This is a genomic window from Streptomyces phaeochromogenes (genome assembly GCF_001418655.1).
In the GTDB taxonomy this organism is placed as follows: Bacteria; Actinomycetota; Actinomycetes; order Streptomycetales; family Streptomycetaceae; genus Streptomyces; species Streptomyces phaeochromogenes.
Window position 1 is genome coordinate 13934 of record NZ_LIQZ01000026.1, and the last position, 17303, is coordinate 31236.

The window sequence follows — 17303 nt, forward strand, 5'->3', positions numbered from 1 at the left end:
CGCCTAGCGCGTCGCGAAGGCCGACAGGAGGGTGGCGATCCGTTCGCGGGTTCCGCCGTTCTGGACCGGGGCCGCCGTGAGCACATCCAGGTGCTGGTAGCCGGGCAGGACCACGGGGTTCTTGTCCGCGGGGATGTGGTCCGCGAGGATCCCGTCGCCCGCGACGAAGGTGATCGTGGGGTTCGCGGTCAGGCCGCCGGGGTGCGCCATGTTCCGGGCGATCCGCGCGTCGTCGACCAGGGAGAGGTCGGTGACCAGCTTCGTCGGGAAGTAGTCCTCGGTGAAGTCCAGCGGCTGCTCGGAGAGGCTGCGGGCCAGCTCCCCGATGTCCGAGACCTCCTTGGCGGCCGTCGTGAAGGGCGTGCCGTCGGCCGAGCGGTGCACCGGGTCGTCCGGCGCGCCGATCCGGTCGAAGTTCCGCCAGGTGTAGAGCGGGCCGGCCGGCTGGTCCGGGATCGCCTTCAGCTCCGTACCGAACAGGGCCGGTGAGCCCTGCACGTCGTTCGAGACCGGGAAGTTCTTGTCCACGAGCCGGCCGCCGTCGAAGAGGCCCACGCTGGTCTGGATGAAGGACAGCGGGGCCGAGTTGTCGTCCATGAAGGCGCCGAGGACCGCCGCGTTGGTGAGCCGGAAGTCGCGGATCGTGGGCTTGCCCGACAGGAAGACGGCCGCGTCCTTGGAGAACATCGTGCGGGACGTCGTCTCGATGTTGGCGTTCGACGGGAGGTCGTCCTGGAGCGTGGACCGGGCGTCGGGCGCGGTGCGCGCGGCGAGGCCGCTGATCGCGAGGACGTTCATGATCTCGGGGTTGATCACCGCGGGGAGCGCCAGGAAGCGGGGCAGGACACCGCTGCGCAGACCGGCCTGTACGACGGTGTAGCCGAGGCCCGTCTCCGGGACCGTGCCCTTGGGCAGCAGGCCGCCGTTGAGGGTGCTCGAACTGCCGTTCAGGTCATCGAGGTTGGTGGCGATCGTCGTGTCCAGGGCGAAGTAGCCCGCGCACTGGTTGAAGCCCGCGTCCGCCGTCGTCGCCGGGTTGCCGTCGAAGTCCCAGGTGGCGAAGACGCCGGTGAGGACGCCGCCGAGCGAGTGCCCGCCGCACATCACCTTCTCCTTGCGGAGTTTCTGGTCGGGCAGTTCGGCGGACAGCAGGTCGTACTGGTCGCGGACCGTGCGCTCCAGGCCGACCTCGGCGAGCCAGCCTGTCTGATCGCTCGTCAGGAACCCCTCGAAGGAGCGCCCTTCGACCCTCTCGCCCTCGTAGTAGTAGCCAACGGCCTTGGCGGTGCTGCCCGTTGAGATCCCGGTGTTGTCCTCAAGGCAGTTGGAGCGCCGGTCCAGGGCCCAGAACTCGATGTGCTCGCCCTTCTCGGCGGCAGCCCTCACCGTGTTGCGGGCCACGCTGTCGAAGGCGCCCGCGCCCTCCAGGATGCCGGGCTGGGCGACCAGGATCCGGTCGGCGTCGGCGGACTTCGCCGGTCCCTGGGAGGAGCGGTAGCGCAGATACGACAGCCGGTCGCAGCGCGCCGGGTGACTGCCGACCGAGGCCGGCAGCGGGATCCGTACCGAGACCACGGTCTCGGTGATGCCGGCGACCGGGGAGGCCGAGGCCACCGGGGTCTCGGTGCGGGCGGCCTCCGCGCCGGCCGGTGCGCCGTCCGCCGAGGACGTCACGGTGAGCGCGGCCACACCGAGCGCTCCGGCGGTCAGGGCGCGCAGCAACCGGCCGCGGCGGCGGGGGACTCCTGTGCTCATGATCTCTCCATCGGGACGACGGCGGGTCCGGGGTGCCGAACAGTAACCATCGGTAACTCCCGTGTGCCATAAGGAAAATGAGCGAACAGGCACGGTCGGTCGCGCACATTCGCACAGTGGCCCGGTGGCGACCCCCGGGACCCGGAGGGAGACTGCGGCGTATGGCTGTCTCCTGGTACCAAGTCGTCGTCGACGCCCACGATCTGCCGTCCCTGGCCCGCTTCTGGTGCCAGGTCCTCGACTGGCGCGTGCTGTTCGAGGCCGAGGACGAGATCGTCATCGGGGCCGGCCCGAGCGCCCTGCCCGGCATCTGCTTCGTACCGGTCGGCGAGCGCAAGACGGCCAAGAACCGGCTGCACATCGACCTCACGCCCGACGACCGGGACGCCGAGGTCGACCGGCTCCTCGCGCTCGGGGCCCGGCGGGCGGACGTCGGCCAGGGCGAGGACGTCACCTGGGTCGTCCTCGCCGATCCCGAGGGCAACGAATTCTGTGTGCTGCGGCCGAAGAAGACGCTTCTCGACTGAGGCTCACGGGGTTGTGTACAGGCGTACGCATCGATGCGTACACTCGTACACATGGGATACGCGCTGCTCGCCGGAGCCATCGCCGCAGAGGTCGCCGCCACCACCGCCATGAAGTACAGCGAGGGCTTCAGCAAGCTGTGGCCCTCGCTGGTGACCGCGATCGGATACCTCGTCGCGTTCGCGCTGCTCGCGCAGACGCTGAAGACCGTCTCGGTCGGCACGGCCTACGCGATCTGGGCCGGGATCGGCACGGCGGCCGTCGCGGGCATCGGGATCATGTTCCTGGGCGAGGGCATGAACACCGCCAAGGTCGCCGGGATCGTGCTGATCATCGGCGGGGTCGTGGTGCTGAACCTGGGCGGGGCGCACTGATGCGGCGCTGTCCGGCGAGGGCCTGCTCGCGCCGTCCGGCGGGAGTCCGCTGATGGTCAGGCGCTACGACCCCGAGCGACGGCAGCGGATCATCGACGCGGCGATCCGTGTCGTGGCCGCCAAGGGCATCGGCGGGCTCAGCCACCGCTCGGTCGCGGCCGAGGCGGATGTGCCGCTCGGCTCGACGACGTACCACTTCAAGACCCTCGACGAGCTCATGGTCGCCGCGCTGCGCCAGACGAACGAGGGCTTCGCGAAGATCGTCGCCTCGCGGGGCACGCTGGAGGACGCCGGGGTCGATCTGGCCGGCGAACTGGCCGGTCTCCTCGGCGAGTGGCTGGGGGGCGACCGCGCGAGCGTGGAGCTGGAGTACGAGCTCTATCTCGCGGCCCTGCGCCGCCCCGTGCTGCGGCCCGTCGCCGCCGAGTGGTGCCAGGACCTCGCCGAGCGGATCGGCTGCCGCACGGACCCCGTCACCGCGCGGGCCCTCGTCGCGGTGATGGACGGGATCTGTCTGCAGGTGCTGGTGACAGGAGCGGAGTACGACGAGGCGTACACGCGCGAGGTGCTGGGGCGGGTGATCCCCTGAATCCTCCTGTCCGTCGAGCGTGAACCTTTCGCGGTCCTGCGGGGAACAGGGGTGGAAGGCTCGGCACGACGAAGCAGGGGGAGGACTTGTGACCGGACCACCGGCACCTGAGGCCGGGGTGCACGACGACGCGGAGGTCGTCGCCCAGTCGCTGGAGGAACCGGAGCTGTTCGCCCGGCTCTACGACCGGCACGCGCCCGACATCCACCGGTATGTGACCCGGCGCCTCGGGGACGGCGCCGCCGACGACATCACGGCGGACACCTTCCTCACGGCGTTCCGCATCCGCGGCCGCTACGACCTGACCCGCACCAACGCACGCCCCTGGCTGTACGGCATCGCGGGCAACCTCATCGGCAGACAGCGCCGGGCCGAGGTGCGGGCGCTCAAGGCGCTGGCCCGCACCGGGCACGACCCCGTCGCCGCCTCCTGGGTCGAGGAGACCGACAGCCGGGTCGCCGCACAGGCACCGCTCGCCGGAGCCCTCGCCGCGCTGCCCGCGGGGGACCGGCACGTACTGCTGCTCATCGCCTGGGCCGACCTCAGCTACCAGGAGGTCGCCGAGGCACTGGACATCCCGGTCGGGACGGTCCGCTCACGGCTCAACAGGGCCCGGCGCAAGGTGCGTACGGCACTGGGCGCGGACCCCGCGTTCCTGCCCGACACCCCGGAGGTGGTCTGACGTGGACGAGATGACGGCGGTTCGCGAACTGCGGGCCGAGACGCCCCTGCCCCCGCGCGGACGGCTCGTCCCGGGGCGTGAGGCGCTGCTGCACGAGGCCGCGCGCGGTCGCCGGAGCCGGGGCCTGCGCACCGACTGGCGGCTCGCCGCGGTGGGAGCCGCGGCCGCGATCACGCTGGCGGCGGTGCTCGGCACCCAGGTCCTGGGCGGCGAGGGGCACGAGACGCTGCCGGGCGCCCGGTCGACGTACTTCCTGGAACTGGGCAGTGCGAAGGACCTGTTGAACGACGCCGCCGACGTGGTCGCGGCCGGTCCCTCGGTCACCGCCCGCGACGGTCAGTGGATCTACGTCAAGACCGGCGAGGTGAACCTCACGGACGACTCGCGGCCGGGGACGAGCGAGACCTGGATGAAGTACGCCGATCCGTCAATGGAGGACGGGAAGGCGGGCGACGACCACTCGCCGAGGGAGGAGTACGCGTTCCTCAAGGCCCTGCCCGACGACCCGAAGAAGGTACGGGCGAAGGCACGCGCGTTCTTCTACGCCACCGACAAGTCCGAGACCCGTACCGAACACGAGTACCGGGCCCTCACCGCCGTCCTCAGCCGGGCGTACGCGTACGACACCGAGGATCTCGCCAAGGTCTACCGGGCCCTGGCCACGATTCCCGGCGTACGGGCCGCGCAGGTCCAGGACGCGGCGGGACGCGATGCCGTCGCGGTCTACCTCAGGAACGAGGACCCGACGGCGAACCGGGACGAACTCCTCCTGGACCCGGGCACCTACCTCTACAGCGGTCATCGGTGGGTGGCCCGGAGTGCCGGAAGCCAGTGGAAGAAGGGGGACGCCGTCATCAGCGGGGTGCGACTGGCCGTGGCCGTGGTCGACAGGAAGGACGAGCGGCCCTGACCTGGACCGCCCTGGTTCCTCCGGCACGACCCGCCGGACAGGCCCCGGTGCGCCCGGCACCTGAGACGCCGGGCGCACTGGTTGGCACCCGTGGGCCCCGGCCGGTTAGGTTTCCCTCATGACCGACACGACTGCTACTCGCACCACCGGCGCCGTCGCCGCCGGGCTTGCCACGCTCGCCGCCGACGGAACTGTCCTCGACACCTGGTTCCCGGCCCCCGAACTGGCCGCCGAGCCCGGCCCCTCCGGCTCCGAGCGGCTGTCCGCCGAGCGCGCGGTGGAGCTGCTCGGCGAGGGCGCCGTGAAAGCGATCGGCCCGGACGCCCGCCGTGGCGTCGAAGTGGTCGCGGTCCGCACGGTCATCGCCTCGCTCGACGAGAAGCCGGTCGACGCGCACGACGCGTACCTGCGCCTGCACCTGCTCTCGCACCGCCTCGTGCAGCCGCACGGGCAGAGCCTCGACGGCCTGTTCGCCCACCTCGCCAATGTCGCCTGGACCTCGCTCGGCCCGGTCGCCGTGGACGATGTGGAGAAGGTCCGGCTGAACGCCCGCGCCGAGGGCCTCCACCTGGCCGTGACGTCCATCGACAAGTTCCCGCGCATGACGGACTACGTGGCGCCCAAGGGCGTCCGTATCGCCGACGCCGACCGGGTCCGCCTCGGCGCGCACCTCGCCGCGGGCACCACGGTCATGCACGAGGGCTTCGTGAACTTCAACGCCGGCACGCTCGGCACGTCCATGGTCGAGGGCCGCATCTCCGCCGGCGTCGTGGTCGGCGACGGCTCGGACATCGGCGGCGGCGCGTCCACCATGGGCACGCTCTCCGGCGGCGGCAACGTCCGCATCACCATCGGCGAGCGGTGCCTGATCGGGGCCGAGGCGGGCGTCGGGATCGCCCTCGGTGACGAGTGCGTCGTCGAGGCGGGCCTCTACGTCACCGCCGGGACGCGGGTCACGATGCCCGACGGGCAGATCGTCAAGGCCCGTGAGCTGTCCGGTGCGTCCAACATTCTGTTCCGGCGGAACTCGGTCACCGGCACGGTGGAGGCGCGGCCGAACAACGCGGTGTGGGGCGGCCTCAACGAGGTCCTCCACAGCCACAACTGAGTCCCGCGGTGGTTCTGTGAACCGAGCGCCCTTCCACTTGGTGTGGGAGGGCGCTCGGTTGTTCGGGGCTGGATGTCGGGTGCGGATGGGCGGGGGGTGAGTGCGCAGTTCCCCGCGCCCCTCAGGCACAGGGGCGCGGGGAACTGCGCGGCCAGCTCCACCCACCCGCACATCTCCGCCGGGCCGTGAGAATTCCCCGGGCCGGCAGGCATAGAGAGGGCCCGCCCGGGTCGTCAGTACGGGTGGGAGCGGGGGAGAGCCCGCTGGGGAAGAGAAGGTGACGATGGATGCCCAAGGGCACGAGCGGTTCCGGGAGTTCGTGGAGAACCGGTCGTCGGCGCTGCTGAAGACCGCCGTGCTGCTCAGCGGCGGGGACAGGCACGCGGCCGAGGACCTGTTGCAGAGCGCGCTGATCAAGGCGGCCGGCCGGTGGCAGCGGATCGACGAGCCGGAGGCGTACGTACGGCAGATCCTGTACCGCCAGCAGGTGAGCCGGTGGCGGCTGAAGTGGCGGCGGCGGGAACTGACCGTCGCCGAACCGCCCGAGGGAACGGGCGGGACGGCCACGGCGGACGCGTCCTCCGCGGTCGACCTGCGGATCGTGATGCGCGGAGCGCTGGCGCGGCTCACCGCCCGGCAGCGGACCGTGCTCGTACTGCGCTACTTCGAGGACCTGCCGGAGGCCGACGTGGCCCGGATCCTCGGCTGCTCGGTGGGGACCGTGCGGTCCACCACCCACCGCTCGCTCGCCAAACTGCGGGCTCTCGCGCCGGAACTGGCCGCTCTGGCACCCGCCGACGCGGAACAGAGCCCGTCCCGCGACTTCTCACCGGTGGAGGTACGTCCGTGAACATGGATCAACTGGTGCGCGACGCCCTGCACGAGCAGGCCGCGGACACCATGACCACGCCGCCCGACTTCGCGGGCCGCGTCCTCGCCGTCCGGCGCCGCCGCCGGACCCGTACGATCGCCGGTGCCGCGGTGGCCACGGCGGTCGCCGTCGCCGTCGGGGTGGCGGTACCGATGCTGGACGGCGGCAAGGACGAGCCCCGGCTCGCCAGCGAGATCAACCGGAGCGACATCATCGCGCACCCGGACCAGTCGCCGCCGCGCGATCTGATCGCGGCGGGCAACACCGCGCTGGCCGCCTATTCCACGTACAGCACCGTCAAGGAGACCGAGGACCGGGGCGTCAGCCGGCGCACGTACTACCTGCTCGACCAGGAGACCGGCAAGTACGTGAAGACCACCAAGTGGTCCATCCTCGACGTCGCTCCCGGCATGCGCACCGCCGCCGTCCTGGAGAAGAAACTGCCGACCAAGCGGATCGGCCTGCTCGACCTGCTCACCGGCGAGGTCGTGCGCTGGATCCCGGTCGACCGCGGTGTCGCGGGCGTCAAGTTCTCGCCCGACGGCAGCAAGCTCGTCGCGACGACGTACAGCAAGAACCCCGACCTGCGGTTCAAGGCGGACTACGACAGCGACGGCGACGGCAAGAAGAACGACTGGACGACGCAGTTCGGCGAGTCGGACCGGACCGGCTTCTACGTCATCGACGTCGACTCCGGCAAGGGCTCCTGGAGCAAGGTCACGGTGCACGACGACGAGGACATGCCCGGGTCCTCCCTCAACGTCCGTCAGGACTTCGACTTCAGCCACGACGGCAAGCTCGTCTACTCGGGTCTCACCTCGGAACCCCACATGCAGTACTACGACTTCGAGGGCAAGGAGGTCGCCGCGCCCGCGAACGAGAAGTACCTGCACTGGTCCGTCGACGCCGGTCTGTCCCCGGACGGCAAGCTCGCCGCCGGCGACTTCGCGGGGGGCGCCAAGACCACCGCCTCCGAGATCAACGACCCCTACACCGGCAAGCGGCTCCACAAGATCCCCGGACAGCAGCTGCTCGCCTGGGTCGACAACAAGCGGCTCATCGCCTTCGACATCGCTCCCGGTACGAACGAGTTCCACAACCGGCTCGTGCTCGTCACGATCGGCAGCGACAAGACCGTCCCGCTGAGCGGTTTCCGCAAGGGGAACGACGGTGCGGCCGGGCGCTGGGAGCCGATCTTCGCCGAACGCTGAGCCTGCTCCGCTCACGCGCAGATCACACGCTGACCATGTGCTGATCACCGGCCGGGTCAGGCGGCCACCAGCCGCTCGTACGCCGTCCGCAGCCCGTCGACCGTCTCCCGGCCGGCGGGCCGCAGCGGTGCCCGGACCGGGCCGGAGGGCAGGCCCAGGGCGCCCAGCAGGGCTTTCGCCGTCACCGAGCCGGGCAGGCCGGAGGCCATCATCAACTCCGTGAGCGGGATGGTGAGTTGCTGCAGCCGGACCGCCTCGTCCGGGTCGCCGCCGTCGAACGCGTCCAGGATGGAACGGAAGTGACGTGGGGTCACATTGGCCACCGTGCTGATGTATCCGGCACCGCCGATCGCGTACATCGCGAGCACGTACTCGTCGCAGCCCGTGTAGTACGCCAACTCCGTGGCGGCCAGCACCTTCTGGGTGCCGAGCAGGTCGTACGCGCAGTCCTTCACCGCCACGATCCGCGGATGTTCGGCGAGCCGCAGCATCGTCTCCGGCTCGATGCGCGTTCCGGTGCGGCCGGGGATGTCGTACAGCGCGAGCGGCAGTCCGGAGGCGTCCGCGATCGCGCGGAAGTGTGCCTCGACGGCGTCCTGCGGGGGCCTGCTGTAGTACGGCGTGACCACCAACAGGCCGTCCGCGCCCGCCTTTTCGGCCTCCAGTGCGAGCTCGATGGTGTGGCGGGTGTCGGCGGTCCCGATGCCCGCGACGATCGCGGCACGGTCCCCGACCGCGTCCGCCACCGCCCGCACGAGCGCCGACTTCTCGGCGTCCGTCGTGGTCGGCGACTCCCCGGTCGTCCCGGACAGCACCAGCCCGTCGCAGCCCTCGGAGACCAGCCGGTCGGCCAGCCGCTGCGCACCGTCCAGGTCCAGAAGCCCCTCGTCGGTGAAAGGGGTGATCATCGCGCAGAGGGCACGGCCGAAGGGCGGGGTGCGTCGTGAGGTCATGGAGGTAGTCTCGGCATACCGATCCTGAAGCTCCACTTAATTCTTCTACGGGATATAGGTAAGCAGTTCTTATCTGTTGGGGCATTCGGCGTGCCCGGGGCGCTCTAGGAACTCGCCCTCGTTTCGGTCACCATGGCGGGGACGGTAGAAGGTCGTCTGTCACGGGAGGCGTCATGAAGCTGGGCAAAGCACTGGCCACCGGAGTCGCGGAGGAGCAGCCGCGCCTGGAGGAGGAAGAGCTCCGACTCCCCGAGGAGACAGAGGAGTTGGAGTCCGCGGTCGAAGAGGTTCCGGTCGCGCGATGAGGGTGCGGCTCCCCGAGGAACGTCCGGCGGAGCCGCCGACCGGATTCAAGATCGCCCACCCGATGCTGTCCCAGGACGGCACCCGGGCCGGGTTCACCGGTGTGTCGCTGGGCGGCGCGCTGCCGTACGGAGTGCTCGACGAGGCGCACTGCGTCTACGGACTGCGGCACCGGGCACCGCACCGCCGCTGCGACTGCGGCTTCCACTGCGTGCACGAGCGCACGGCGGCCGAGGCCATGCTGTGCACCGCCGAGCACCGCAGCGCCGTACTCCTCGAAGTGACGGTCCTCGGCGCCTACGTCCGCTTCGAATTCGGCTTCCGGTACGCGCGGCAGCGGGTGCGTACCGCCACGGTCGGCCCCTGCGCGTGCGGCGCCGCCGCCGTGGCGCTGGCCGACGCGGGATGGGGCAGGCCCGGCTGGCGGGGCTTCGCGGCATCCTGCGCCGGATGTGTACGCGGCCGTACGGCGGTGTCGCTCGCGACCTTCGCCCGGCTGGGCGGGGAAGGGCTGCGAGTACGGGCCGGGGGCGGTGCCGTACCGGGCGCCGGTGACGGCCTGCCCGAAGGGCTCGGGGTCTCCGAACTCGTCGCGGAGGCGGCGCTGCTGCAGGCCCGGCTCGACTGGTTCCAGAGCCAGCTGGCGCGACTCGGCGATCGTGGGGCCGGACAGGGGTGACGGCGGCCCGGCAGGGTACTCGGGCGTCCCGGACGGAAGGAGGGGACGCCGTGACCGGAACCACGGACCGGCGGCCGGGCGAGCAGCACTCGGTCGGTGAACTCGTCGGACAGGCCACCGAACAGCTCTCCGAGCTCGTACGACAGGAAGTGCGGCTCGCGAAGGAGGAGTTGGCGCAGAAGGGCCGGCGCATGGGACGCGGCGGCGGGCTGCTGGGCGCGGCCGGTGCCGTCGCCTACGTGGGGCTGATGGCCCTGGCCGCGACCGGCGTGGCCGCGCTCTCCCTCGTGCTGCCCGTGTGGGCGGCGGCGCTCATCGTCACGGCCGTGCTCTTCCTGGTCGCGGGCGTGCTGGCGAGGACCGGCCGGGCCCAGCTCGGGCGCGCCGCCCCGCCGATGCCCGAGGAGGCGCTCGACAGCGTCCGGGCCGATGTCGACGAGATCAAGGAAAGGGCGCACCGATGAAGGACAACAACGATCCCGTGGAGCCCGGCAAGGCTGCCGGTAAGGCGGCCGACAAGGCCGTCGGCGGCGCGAAGGGCCCGGACGAGCTGCGACGGCAGATCCAGGAGACCCGGGGGCAACTCGGCGACACCGTCGAGGAGTTGGCGGCAAAGGCCGACGTGAAGGCCCGCGCACGTGCCCGTGGCGCCGAGCTGAAGGACAAGGCGTCCGAGGCCGGTCACGTCGTGCAGGACAAGGCGGCACAGGCCGGTCATGTCGTGCAGGACAAGGCCACCGAGGCCGGACACGTCGTACAGGGCAAGGCTGTTGAGGCCGGGCACGTCGTGAAGGGCAAGGCGTCCGAGGCCGGTCATGTTGTGCAGGACAAGGCCGTCCAGGCCGGGCACGTGGTGCAGAGCAAGGCCACGCGGGCCGGGCACGCCGTCCAGGACAACGTGCCGCGGCCGGTGCGCACGGCCGTGACCAATGCCGTCCAGGCCGGAAAACGGCACCCCCGGCCCGTACTGATCGCCGGGGCCGGAGTGGTGGTCGCGGCGGGCCTGCTGCGGCGACGCCACAACGGACACCACTGACACGCACCTCTAGTACGCACCTCCGGTGCACAACGCCCGGCTCCGGTCACCGACCGGTGCCGTACGACGAGCTGCGGGGCCGAGCCATTCGGCCCCGCCGCTCGGTCGTGTGCCCGTTGCCGCCGGTCGTGTGCCTGATTGGTTCCGTCGCCCGGGGCGAACCCCCGCCCGCGAGGCCAGGGCTTGACCTGAACTTCGGTTGAGGTCCGAGGGTGGGGCCCTGGACACCGATCAGCGATCACTGGAGTTCGTGATGACCCGTCGTACCGATGCGCACCCCGCGATGACCCGCCCCGAGGTGGGAGCGCCCTTCTTCAGCACCTGGCGGGTGGGGACGCCCGAGCGGCAGAAGGAGACGGTCGAGGCGATCGCCGCCACCTGGGAGCGCAGGGCGTGGCCGGCCGGGGGGCTGCTCGGGTACCACGTCTACACCGGGGAGGACGGCACGACCCTGCTGCACCACTCGCAGTGGCGGAGCGAGCAGGACTACGAGGCGTTCGTGAAGGTCCACCGGCAGGAGCGCGTGGACGAGGTCGACGTGGCCGTGCCCGGGATCGAACGGGTGGGGCTCGGCCGCTACCGGCGCTACCGCAGTGGCGCCCAGGAGGCGGAGACCCGGATCCCGGGGTGCGTCGTGATCGTCGAGATCGAGTTCGAGGGACCGGACCCCGACCGCCAACGCGCCTGGGTGGACGCCGTGTTCGAGGCCCTGGAGAGCGAGCCGAACCTCAGCCCCGGCGGGATCTCCGCCCACTTCCACGTGAGCACCGACGGCACGAAGGTCCTCAACTACGCCGAGTGGGAGACGGCGCAGGCCCACATCGACGCGCTGGCCTCGCCGGGCGGCGGCGTCGGATCCCGTACGCCCGAGTGGGAGCGCGTACAGACGTACCCCGGTCTGAAGCAGTCCACGGTCCACCGCTACACCCACGCCCTCGGGCTCCTCCCCGAGTGATCACCGGCACCCACAAGCAGGACGCCGACAAGAAGAACCGTCTGGACAAAAAAAGTGTTCGGTGAGACGGTGGAGTCATGTTGGACGTGACCGTGATCGAGGACCCGGCGGCAGCCGCCGCCTCGCTGGACCCCATAAGGGCTCAGCTCCTGGCCGAGCTGGCGGCCGGACCCGCGTCGGCCGCCATGCTGGCCGGCAAGGTCGGACTGCCCAGGCAGAAGGTGAACTACCACCTGAAGGCGCTGGAGCGGCACGGCCTGGTCGAGCTCGCGGGCGAGCGCCGCAAGGGGAACGTCACCGAGCGGCTGATGAGGGCGACGGCGGCGTCGTACGTCATCTCGCCGCTCGCCCTCGCCGCCGTGCAGCCCGACCCGGACCGGTTCCGGGACCAGCTCTCGGCGCGGTGGCTGCTCGCGCTCGGCGCCCGGCTGGTGCGGGACGTCGGCACGCTCATCACCGGTGCCACGAAGGCCCGCAAGCGGCTCGCCACGTACGCGCTGGACGGCGAGGTGCGGTTCGCCTCCGCCGCCGACCGGGCCGCGTTCATCCAGGAGCTGACGGCCGGTGTCGGCGCCCTGATCCGCAAGTACGACTCCCCGGACGCCGAGGGGGGCCGCGACCACCGGATCGTCGTGGCCGTCCACCCCACGGTCAAACCCGAGACGTCCGGTGCGGCCGGCGCGGCTGCCACGTCCGGCACATCGGCCGCATCCGGTACGTCCGAGGGTCCCAAGACATCCGAGGCGCCTTCAGTGGCGCCCTCAGCGGTGCCCGAACTCACCGACTGACACGCCTAGTTGACGCGCAGGAGCACACCATGTCCAAGGAATTCGAGATCGCCCGCGAGTTCGAGGTCGACGCCACACCCGACCAGGTGTGGGACGCCGTCACCAGCGGCACCGGCGGCTGGCTGTGGCCGATGGAGCCCCCCGAGCCGCGCGAGGGCGGCCGGGGCCCCTGGGGATCCACCGTCACCGCCTGGGACCCGCCGCACCAGTACACCAACCGCCTTGAGGGCGTCGACGAAGTCGCCGGGCAGACCGTCAACCAGCTCGACTACACCGTCGAGCCGCGCGACGGCGGACGGCGCGCCTGGGTGCGGTACGTGCACAGCGGGATCTTCGTCGACGACTGGGACAACCAGTACGACGGGGCGAGCAGGCACACCGACTTCTACCTCCACACCCTGCGCGAGTACCTGACGAGGTTCGCGGCCAGGCCGGCGGCCTTCGCCACGTTCGACGGTCCCGACGCGTCCAAGGCGGCCGACGCCTTCGCCGCCGTCGGCCGGGCACTCGGCCTCGCGGACGACACCGCCGAGGGAGCGCGCGTACGGGCCCAGGGACCCGACGGCCAAGTGCTGGACGCCGTGGTCGACTTCCGCAACCCGTACTTCATCGGGCTGCGCACCGACGACGCCCTCATCCGCTTCTTCGGACGCAACCACTGGGGCGCGCCCGTCGGCATGAGCGTCCACGACTTCGCCCCGGGCGCCGACGCCAAGGGGAACGAGGCGGCCTGGCAGGGCTGGCTGAACCAGGCCTTCACAGCCTGACGTTCTCCAGAGACACCGGTGAGCCCGGCCCCCCCTGACGTGGGGCCGGGCTCACCGGCGTGTTCCTGCGGCAACTACGGTCCTCCCGCGGCGACTACGGGCGGAACCGCAGCACCTGCGGGTCGTGGTCGCTGATCTGGTCGGAGAACTCCGAGTTGATGTGCACGCTGTCGTACGTGAAGTCGCAGTCCTTGCGGATCGACGGGCTGATCAGGATCTGGTCGAGGACCTGGCTGTTGCCCTGGTAGTCATAGCTGTAACGCTCGCTCTTAGGAAGGGACTTGACGGCCGACCACAGGGCGCCGTCGTCCTCCAGGAGCTTCGTCGTCTGCGAGAACTCGAAGTCGTTGATGTCGCCGAGCGTCACGACGTCCGCGTTCTTCTGCTTCGCGAGGATGTCCTTGACGAAGGCGTTGACCGCGGTCGCCTGGAGGTGGCGCTGCGTCTCCGAGCTGCGCGCCGGCGGCTGGAACTGCGAGTGCAGCGACTGGTCGCCGCCCTTCGACGCGAAGTGGTTCGCGATCACGAAGACCGACTTGCCGCGGAAGGTGAACTCGCCCGCGAGCGGCTTGCGGCTGTTCGTCCACGCGGCGTTCGCCGGGTCGATACGGCCCGGCGAGACCGTGAGCTGCGCCTTGCCGTGCACCTTCGTGACGCCGACGGCCGTCGTGGCGTCGCCGCCCGCGCGGTCCACGAACGACACGCGCTCCGGGTTGTAGAGGAACGCCTGACGGATGTTGCCGCCCGGCTCGCCGCCGTCCGCGAGGTTCACCGGGTCGATGGAGCGCCACTCGTACGCCGGGCCGCCCGCGGCGACGATCGCGTCGATCAGCTTCTGCATCGTCTGGTCGGCGGCGACCGTGCCGTCGTTCTTCGCGCCGTTGTTGTCCTGGATCTCCTCCAGGGACAGGATGTCGGGCGACTGCAGGTGGTCCACGATCGCGGCGGCGTGCGCGGCGAACGTGGCGTCCGTCGGGTCGAGGTTCTCGACGTTGTACGTCGCCACCGCCAGCTCAGAACGCGACTGCTTGCGCGTCGTCTCGCGCTCCAGGCCGCCCGCCTTCACCGTGCCCAGCGTGCGGGCGGTCAGCGTGTAGCCGCCGAACTGGTTGTAGTCGAGCGGGCCCTCGGTGGTGCCCTTGAGCGTGTCACCGACGTTGGCCGTCGGGAACGGCTCGGTGGCGGTCGGGATCAGCGACTGGATCTGCAGCCGGCCGGTGTTCTGCGAGGAGTACGCGCCGTAGACCGTGCCACCGCGGCGGTTCGGGTTCTCGTGCGGCTTGACCGTCACCCAGAGCTCGGAGAACGGGTCGGTCGCGGTGACCACGCGCGACGAGCCGATCGCGACGTTCATGCCCTCCAGCGACTCGTAGAAGTCGAGGGCGTACTTCTTCGGCCGCAGCGTCAGGGCGCCCACCGAACCGCTCGCCGCCGTGTCGCCCTCGGGCGTGTACGCGGCAGGTACGGAACGGCTGTCGATGACCGTGGCCTTGGGCAGCGCGTTGCCGCTCGACACCACCGTCACCGTCGGCCGGGTGATCTCCGTGACCGACTGGTTGCCGGTCGAGGCACCGCCCGGCACGAACTCCGTGACCGTGCCCGAGACGGTGACCGAGTCGCCGACGGCGACCTTCGGTGTGGAGCTGGTGAAGACGAAGATGCCCTCACTGGTGGCCGGATCGTCGTCCGCGGACGGACCCTGGATCCAGAAACCGCGGGACGAACCGTAGGTTCTCGTGCCCGTGACGATGCCCGCCACGTCCGTGACCTGCTGGCCCGCGAGCGGGGACGTACGAGTGGAGCCCTGGATGTCATGGACGGCCACGGCGTCCGCGTGGGCGGGCGAGGTGACGACCACCGCGGAGACCGTGGAACAGACGGCGGCGACGGTGAGCGCGGCTATGCGTGCGGAAGACTTGCTCGGCAACGGGATCCCTCCGGGGACGTGCGTGGGCGCCGGGACGAGGGTGGCGCGGTGAACGGACGAGGGTGGAGCTGTGGAGCGAAGACGAGGGTGGAGCTGTGGGGCGGGGACGGACGAAAGCAAGGGTGGAGCCGTAACCGGTGGGGCGGTCCGTGACGCGCGTAGAAGCCGCGATGCACTGCTACTCGCGAGTTTCTACGCGCGTCAATCTCGTGTCTGGCCACGGCACTTGTCAAGGTTTCCCGAGTTAACACTTCTGACAGGTTCATGAACCGGGCGGCATGGTGCCAAATCCGTCTAGGCTGAGGCTGCGTGTCCGGGGCGGCCGGCAGGCGTTTTCCCGGGCGGCCCGCGGGTCTCGTGTACGTCCGAGATGTACGCCCGAACGTTCGTCCTAGGAGAACCAGCCGATGTCAGACAGTTCCCCCCTGCCGCCGGTGCGTCTGCACTCCGAAGCGGAGCTTGCGCGGGACGCCCTCGCCACGCCGCTTCTCTCGCGTGCCGTCCGGCTCGCCCGCTGGGCCGGTCCGGACACCCGGGTCGGGGCCGGCGGCGAACTCGTCGAGGAACAGCTGCCGGCCGCCGCCGCGGAGCTCGGCCTCGACGGCGGGGACGCCGCTGCCTACGCGAGCGAGGCCTGGCGGGTCGCCGTCGACACCGGGCTCGTCGAGGTCGTGGACGAGGAGGAGGGCACCGTCACCGCGGGCGCCGACCTGAAACTCGTCCTCTCCGGAGCACCGCAGGACGTACTGGGACTGTGGCTCGGCGCCCTGGAGACCGTGCTCGCCGACGCCGGCGTGCCCGACCTCGACGACCTCGTGGAGGCCATGGGCGAGGGCGGCGAGATCGACTTCTCCCAACTGGACTGGGATCCGGAGGCCGAGGCGGAGTTCCTCGACGGTGTCCTCGGCAACCTCTACCTGCTGACCTCCAGCGAGGACGGGCCCGGCGACGGCCCGGTGCCGCTGCCCGCGCTCGCCGCCTCGATGATCGTGCCCGACGACATGGGGGAGCCCACCAACGACGTCCTGGAGCAGGTGTCGGACGCGATGATGCGGCTCGACGACCAGTTCCGCCTCCTTGAGCCGATCGGGCTCGTCGACTTCCAGCCCGTCGACGAGGCCCTCATGGCCGACGCCGACGAGGAGCCCGCGGCGCCGGTCGACGACACGGACGTCTCGCGGTACGGGATGGTGCGGCTCACCCCCCTCGGCGTGTACGGGATCCGGGCGCGGCTCCTCGAAGCCGGGTTCGCGGCGCCCGCGGTGGGCGACCTCGCGGACAAGGGGGCGGACGTGCTGCTCGACAGCACCTCCGCGTTTCCGCCGGCCGCCGCGCAGGCCGAGACCGAGCAGTGGCTCGACCGGCGTGAACCCCTCGCCGCGGCGCGGGAGTTGCTCGCGGCGGCGAAGGGCGCCGACGCCGGGGCGCCGCTGCGGCGGCTGCGCTGCCAGCAGGCTCTCTCGCTGGTCGGTACGGAGGCCTCGCCCGCGCTCCGTGACGTGCTCGACGATGCCGAGCTGGGTGGGCTCGCTCGGGTCTGGCTCACCGAACGGGGGGCCTCGGACGTGCCCCCGCCGTCCGAGGGGATGGTGTTCTGGCTGACCGTCGACACGATTGCGGCGCAGCTGGCCGCGGAGGGGAACTCCGCGGAGTTGCAGGCGCTTGTCGAGGGGCTTGCCGCGCAGCACGGGGGGTTCTTCGCGGCGGCCTGGCGGGTGGATCACCCTGCCACGCCGGATGTGCTGGAGGCGATGGGGCGGTTGCACCCCGACAAGAAGGTTGCCAAGGAGGCGCGGAAGGCGGCTTTCAAGGCTCGGTCGCAGCAAGGGGGGTAGGGGGTTTTCTTCGCCCCCGCCGCCCCTTCCCGTCC

At 71.1% G+C, this 17303-nt stretch carries 19 protein-coding genes; 16 read left to right on the plus strand and 3 right to left on the minus strand.

The features are described from left to right. Nucleotides 1-3: 3 nt before the first annotated feature. A complete protein-coding gene (locus AOK17_RS04370) occupies nt 4-1755 on the minus strand; it encodes a hypothetical protein (protein WP_055610949.1) in 1752 nt (583 codons plus the stop codon). 161 nt (nt 1756-1916) lie between these two features. On the opposite strand from AOK17_RS04370, the gene AOK17_RS04375 reads away from it, so the two are divergent. The 8 genes from AOK17_RS04375 (at nt 1917) to AOK17_RS04410 (ending at nt 8025) form a co-directional block, all read left to right on the plus strand. Then, nucleotides 1917-2282, plus strand: coding sequence for a VOC family protein (locus AOK17_RS04375; RefSeq protein WP_055610950.1), 366 nt, complete (start codon nt 1917-1919; stop codon nt 2280-2282). A 51-nt stretch (nt 2283-2333) separates the two neighbouring features. Further along, nucleotides 2334-2654 carry a DMT family transporter gene (locus AOK17_RS04380; protein ID WP_055610965.1) on the plus strand — a complete coding sequence of 107 codons (321 nt, stop codon included), beginning with the start codon at nt 2334-2336 and terminating at the stop codon, nt 2652-2654. 52 nt (nt 2655-2706) lie between these two features. Beyond that, nucleotides 2707-3243, plus strand: a complete 537-nt coding sequence (locus AOK17_RS04385) for a TetR/AcrR family transcriptional regulator (RefSeq protein WP_055610951.1) — start codon at nt 2707-2709, stop codon at nt 3241-3243. 88 nt (nt 3244-3331) lie between these two features. Further along, on the plus strand, nt 3332-3925 hold the full coding sequence (locus AOK17_RS04390) for an RNA polymerase sigma factor (RefSeq protein ID WP_055610952.1): 594 nt from the start codon (nt 3332-3334) through the stop codon (nt 3923-3925). A 10-nt stretch (nt 3926-3935) separates the two neighbouring features. Then, complete coding sequence (locus tag AOK17_RS04395; RefSeq protein WP_245697005.1) at nt 3936-4835, plus strand: CU044_5270 family protein; 900 nt, start codon at nt 3936-3938, stop codon at nt 4833-4835. A gap of 118 nt (nt 4836-4953) precedes the next feature. Next, entirely contained in the window at nt 4954-5943 is a 990-nt protein-coding gene (dapD, locus tag AOK17_RS04400) for a 2,3,4,5-tetrahydropyridine-2,6-dicarboxylate N-succinyltransferase (protein WP_055610954.1), read from the plus strand. 283 nt (nt 5944-6226) lie between these two features. Next, complete coding sequence (locus AOK17_RS04405) at nt 6227-6793, plus strand: SigE family RNA polymerase sigma factor (protein ID WP_055610966.1); 567 nt, start codon at nt 6227-6229, stop codon at nt 6791-6793. Further along, nucleotides 6790-8025: a WD40 repeat domain-containing protein gene (locus AOK17_RS04410; RefSeq protein WP_055610955.1), complete on the plus strand. Its 1236-nt coding sequence runs from the start codon at nt 6790-6792 to the stop codon at nt 8023-8025. The genes AOK17_RS04405 and AOK17_RS04410 overlap by 4 nt, the downstream gene beginning before the upstream one ends. Nucleotides 8026-8081: 56 nt before the next feature. Here AOK17_RS04410 and dapA read toward each other — a convergent pair whose 3' ends face one another. Then, nucleotides 8082-8978 carry a 4-hydroxy-tetrahydrodipicolinate synthase gene (gene dapA, locus AOK17_RS04415; protein ID WP_055610956.1) on the minus strand — a complete coding sequence of 299 codons (897 nt, stop codon included), beginning with the start codon at nt 8976-8978 and terminating at the stop codon, nt 8082-8084. Nucleotides 8979-9151: 173 nt separating this feature from the next. Between dapA and AOK17_RS53485 the strand changes: the two genes are divergently transcribed. From AOK17_RS53485 to AOK17_RS04445, 7 genes are all read left to right on the plus strand, one after another. Further along, nucleotides 9152-9283, plus strand: a complete 132-nt coding sequence (locus tag AOK17_RS53485) for a hypothetical protein (protein WP_260695193.1) — start codon at nt 9152-9154, stop codon at nt 9281-9283. Beyond that, the gene (locus tag AOK17_RS04420; RefSeq protein WP_055610957.1) at nt 9280-9960 is read left to right on the plus strand and encodes a hypothetical protein; all 681 of its coding nucleotides are present in this window, start codon (nt 9280-9282) and stop codon (nt 9958-9960) included. The genes AOK17_RS53485 and AOK17_RS04420 overlap by 4 nt, the downstream gene beginning before the upstream one ends. 50 nt (nt 9961-10010) lie before the next feature. After that, a complete protein-coding gene (locus AOK17_RS04425; RefSeq protein ID WP_055610958.1) occupies nt 10011-10424 on the plus strand; it encodes a phage holin family protein in 414 nt (137 codons plus the stop codon). Then, nucleotides 10421-10996, plus strand: coding sequence for a DUF3618 domain-containing protein (locus AOK17_RS04430; protein WP_055610959.1), 576 nt, complete (start codon nt 10421-10423; stop codon nt 10994-10996). The genes AOK17_RS04425 and AOK17_RS04430 overlap by 4 nt, the downstream gene beginning before the upstream one ends. A 253-nt stretch (nt 10997-11249) precedes the next feature. Continuing rightward, nucleotides 11250-11951, plus strand: a complete 702-nt coding sequence (locus AOK17_RS04435) for an antibiotic biosynthesis monooxygenase (RefSeq protein ID WP_055610960.1) — start codon at nt 11250-11252, stop codon at nt 11949-11951. 77 nt (nt 11952-12028) lie between these two features. After that, nucleotides 12029-12739 carry an ArsR/SmtB family transcription factor gene (locus tag AOK17_RS04440; protein WP_055610961.1) on the plus strand — a complete coding sequence of 237 codons (711 nt, stop codon included), beginning with the start codon at nt 12029-12031 and terminating at the stop codon, nt 12737-12739. Nucleotides 12740-12768: 29 nt separating this feature from the next. Next, on the plus strand, nt 12769-13506 hold the full coding sequence (locus AOK17_RS04445; RefSeq protein WP_055610962.1) for an SRPBCC family protein: 738 nt from the start codon (nt 12769-12771) through the stop codon (nt 13504-13506). Nucleotides 13507-13600: 94 nt separating this feature from the next. Here AOK17_RS04445 and AOK17_RS04450 read toward each other — a convergent pair whose 3' ends face one another. Then, nucleotides 13601-15433, minus strand: a complete 1833-nt coding sequence (locus AOK17_RS04450) for an endonuclease/exonuclease/phosphatase family protein (protein ID WP_055610963.1) — start codon at nt 15431-15433, stop codon at nt 13601-13603. A gap of 407 nt (nt 15434-15840) precedes the next feature. Here AOK17_RS04450 and AOK17_RS04455 point away from each other — a divergent pair, with 407 nt between their 5' ends. Continuing rightward, a complete protein-coding gene (locus tag AOK17_RS04455) occupies nt 15841-17268 on the plus strand; it encodes a hypothetical protein (RefSeq protein WP_055610964.1) in 1428 nt (475 codons plus the stop codon). Nucleotides 17269-17303 lie beyond the last annotated feature (35 nt).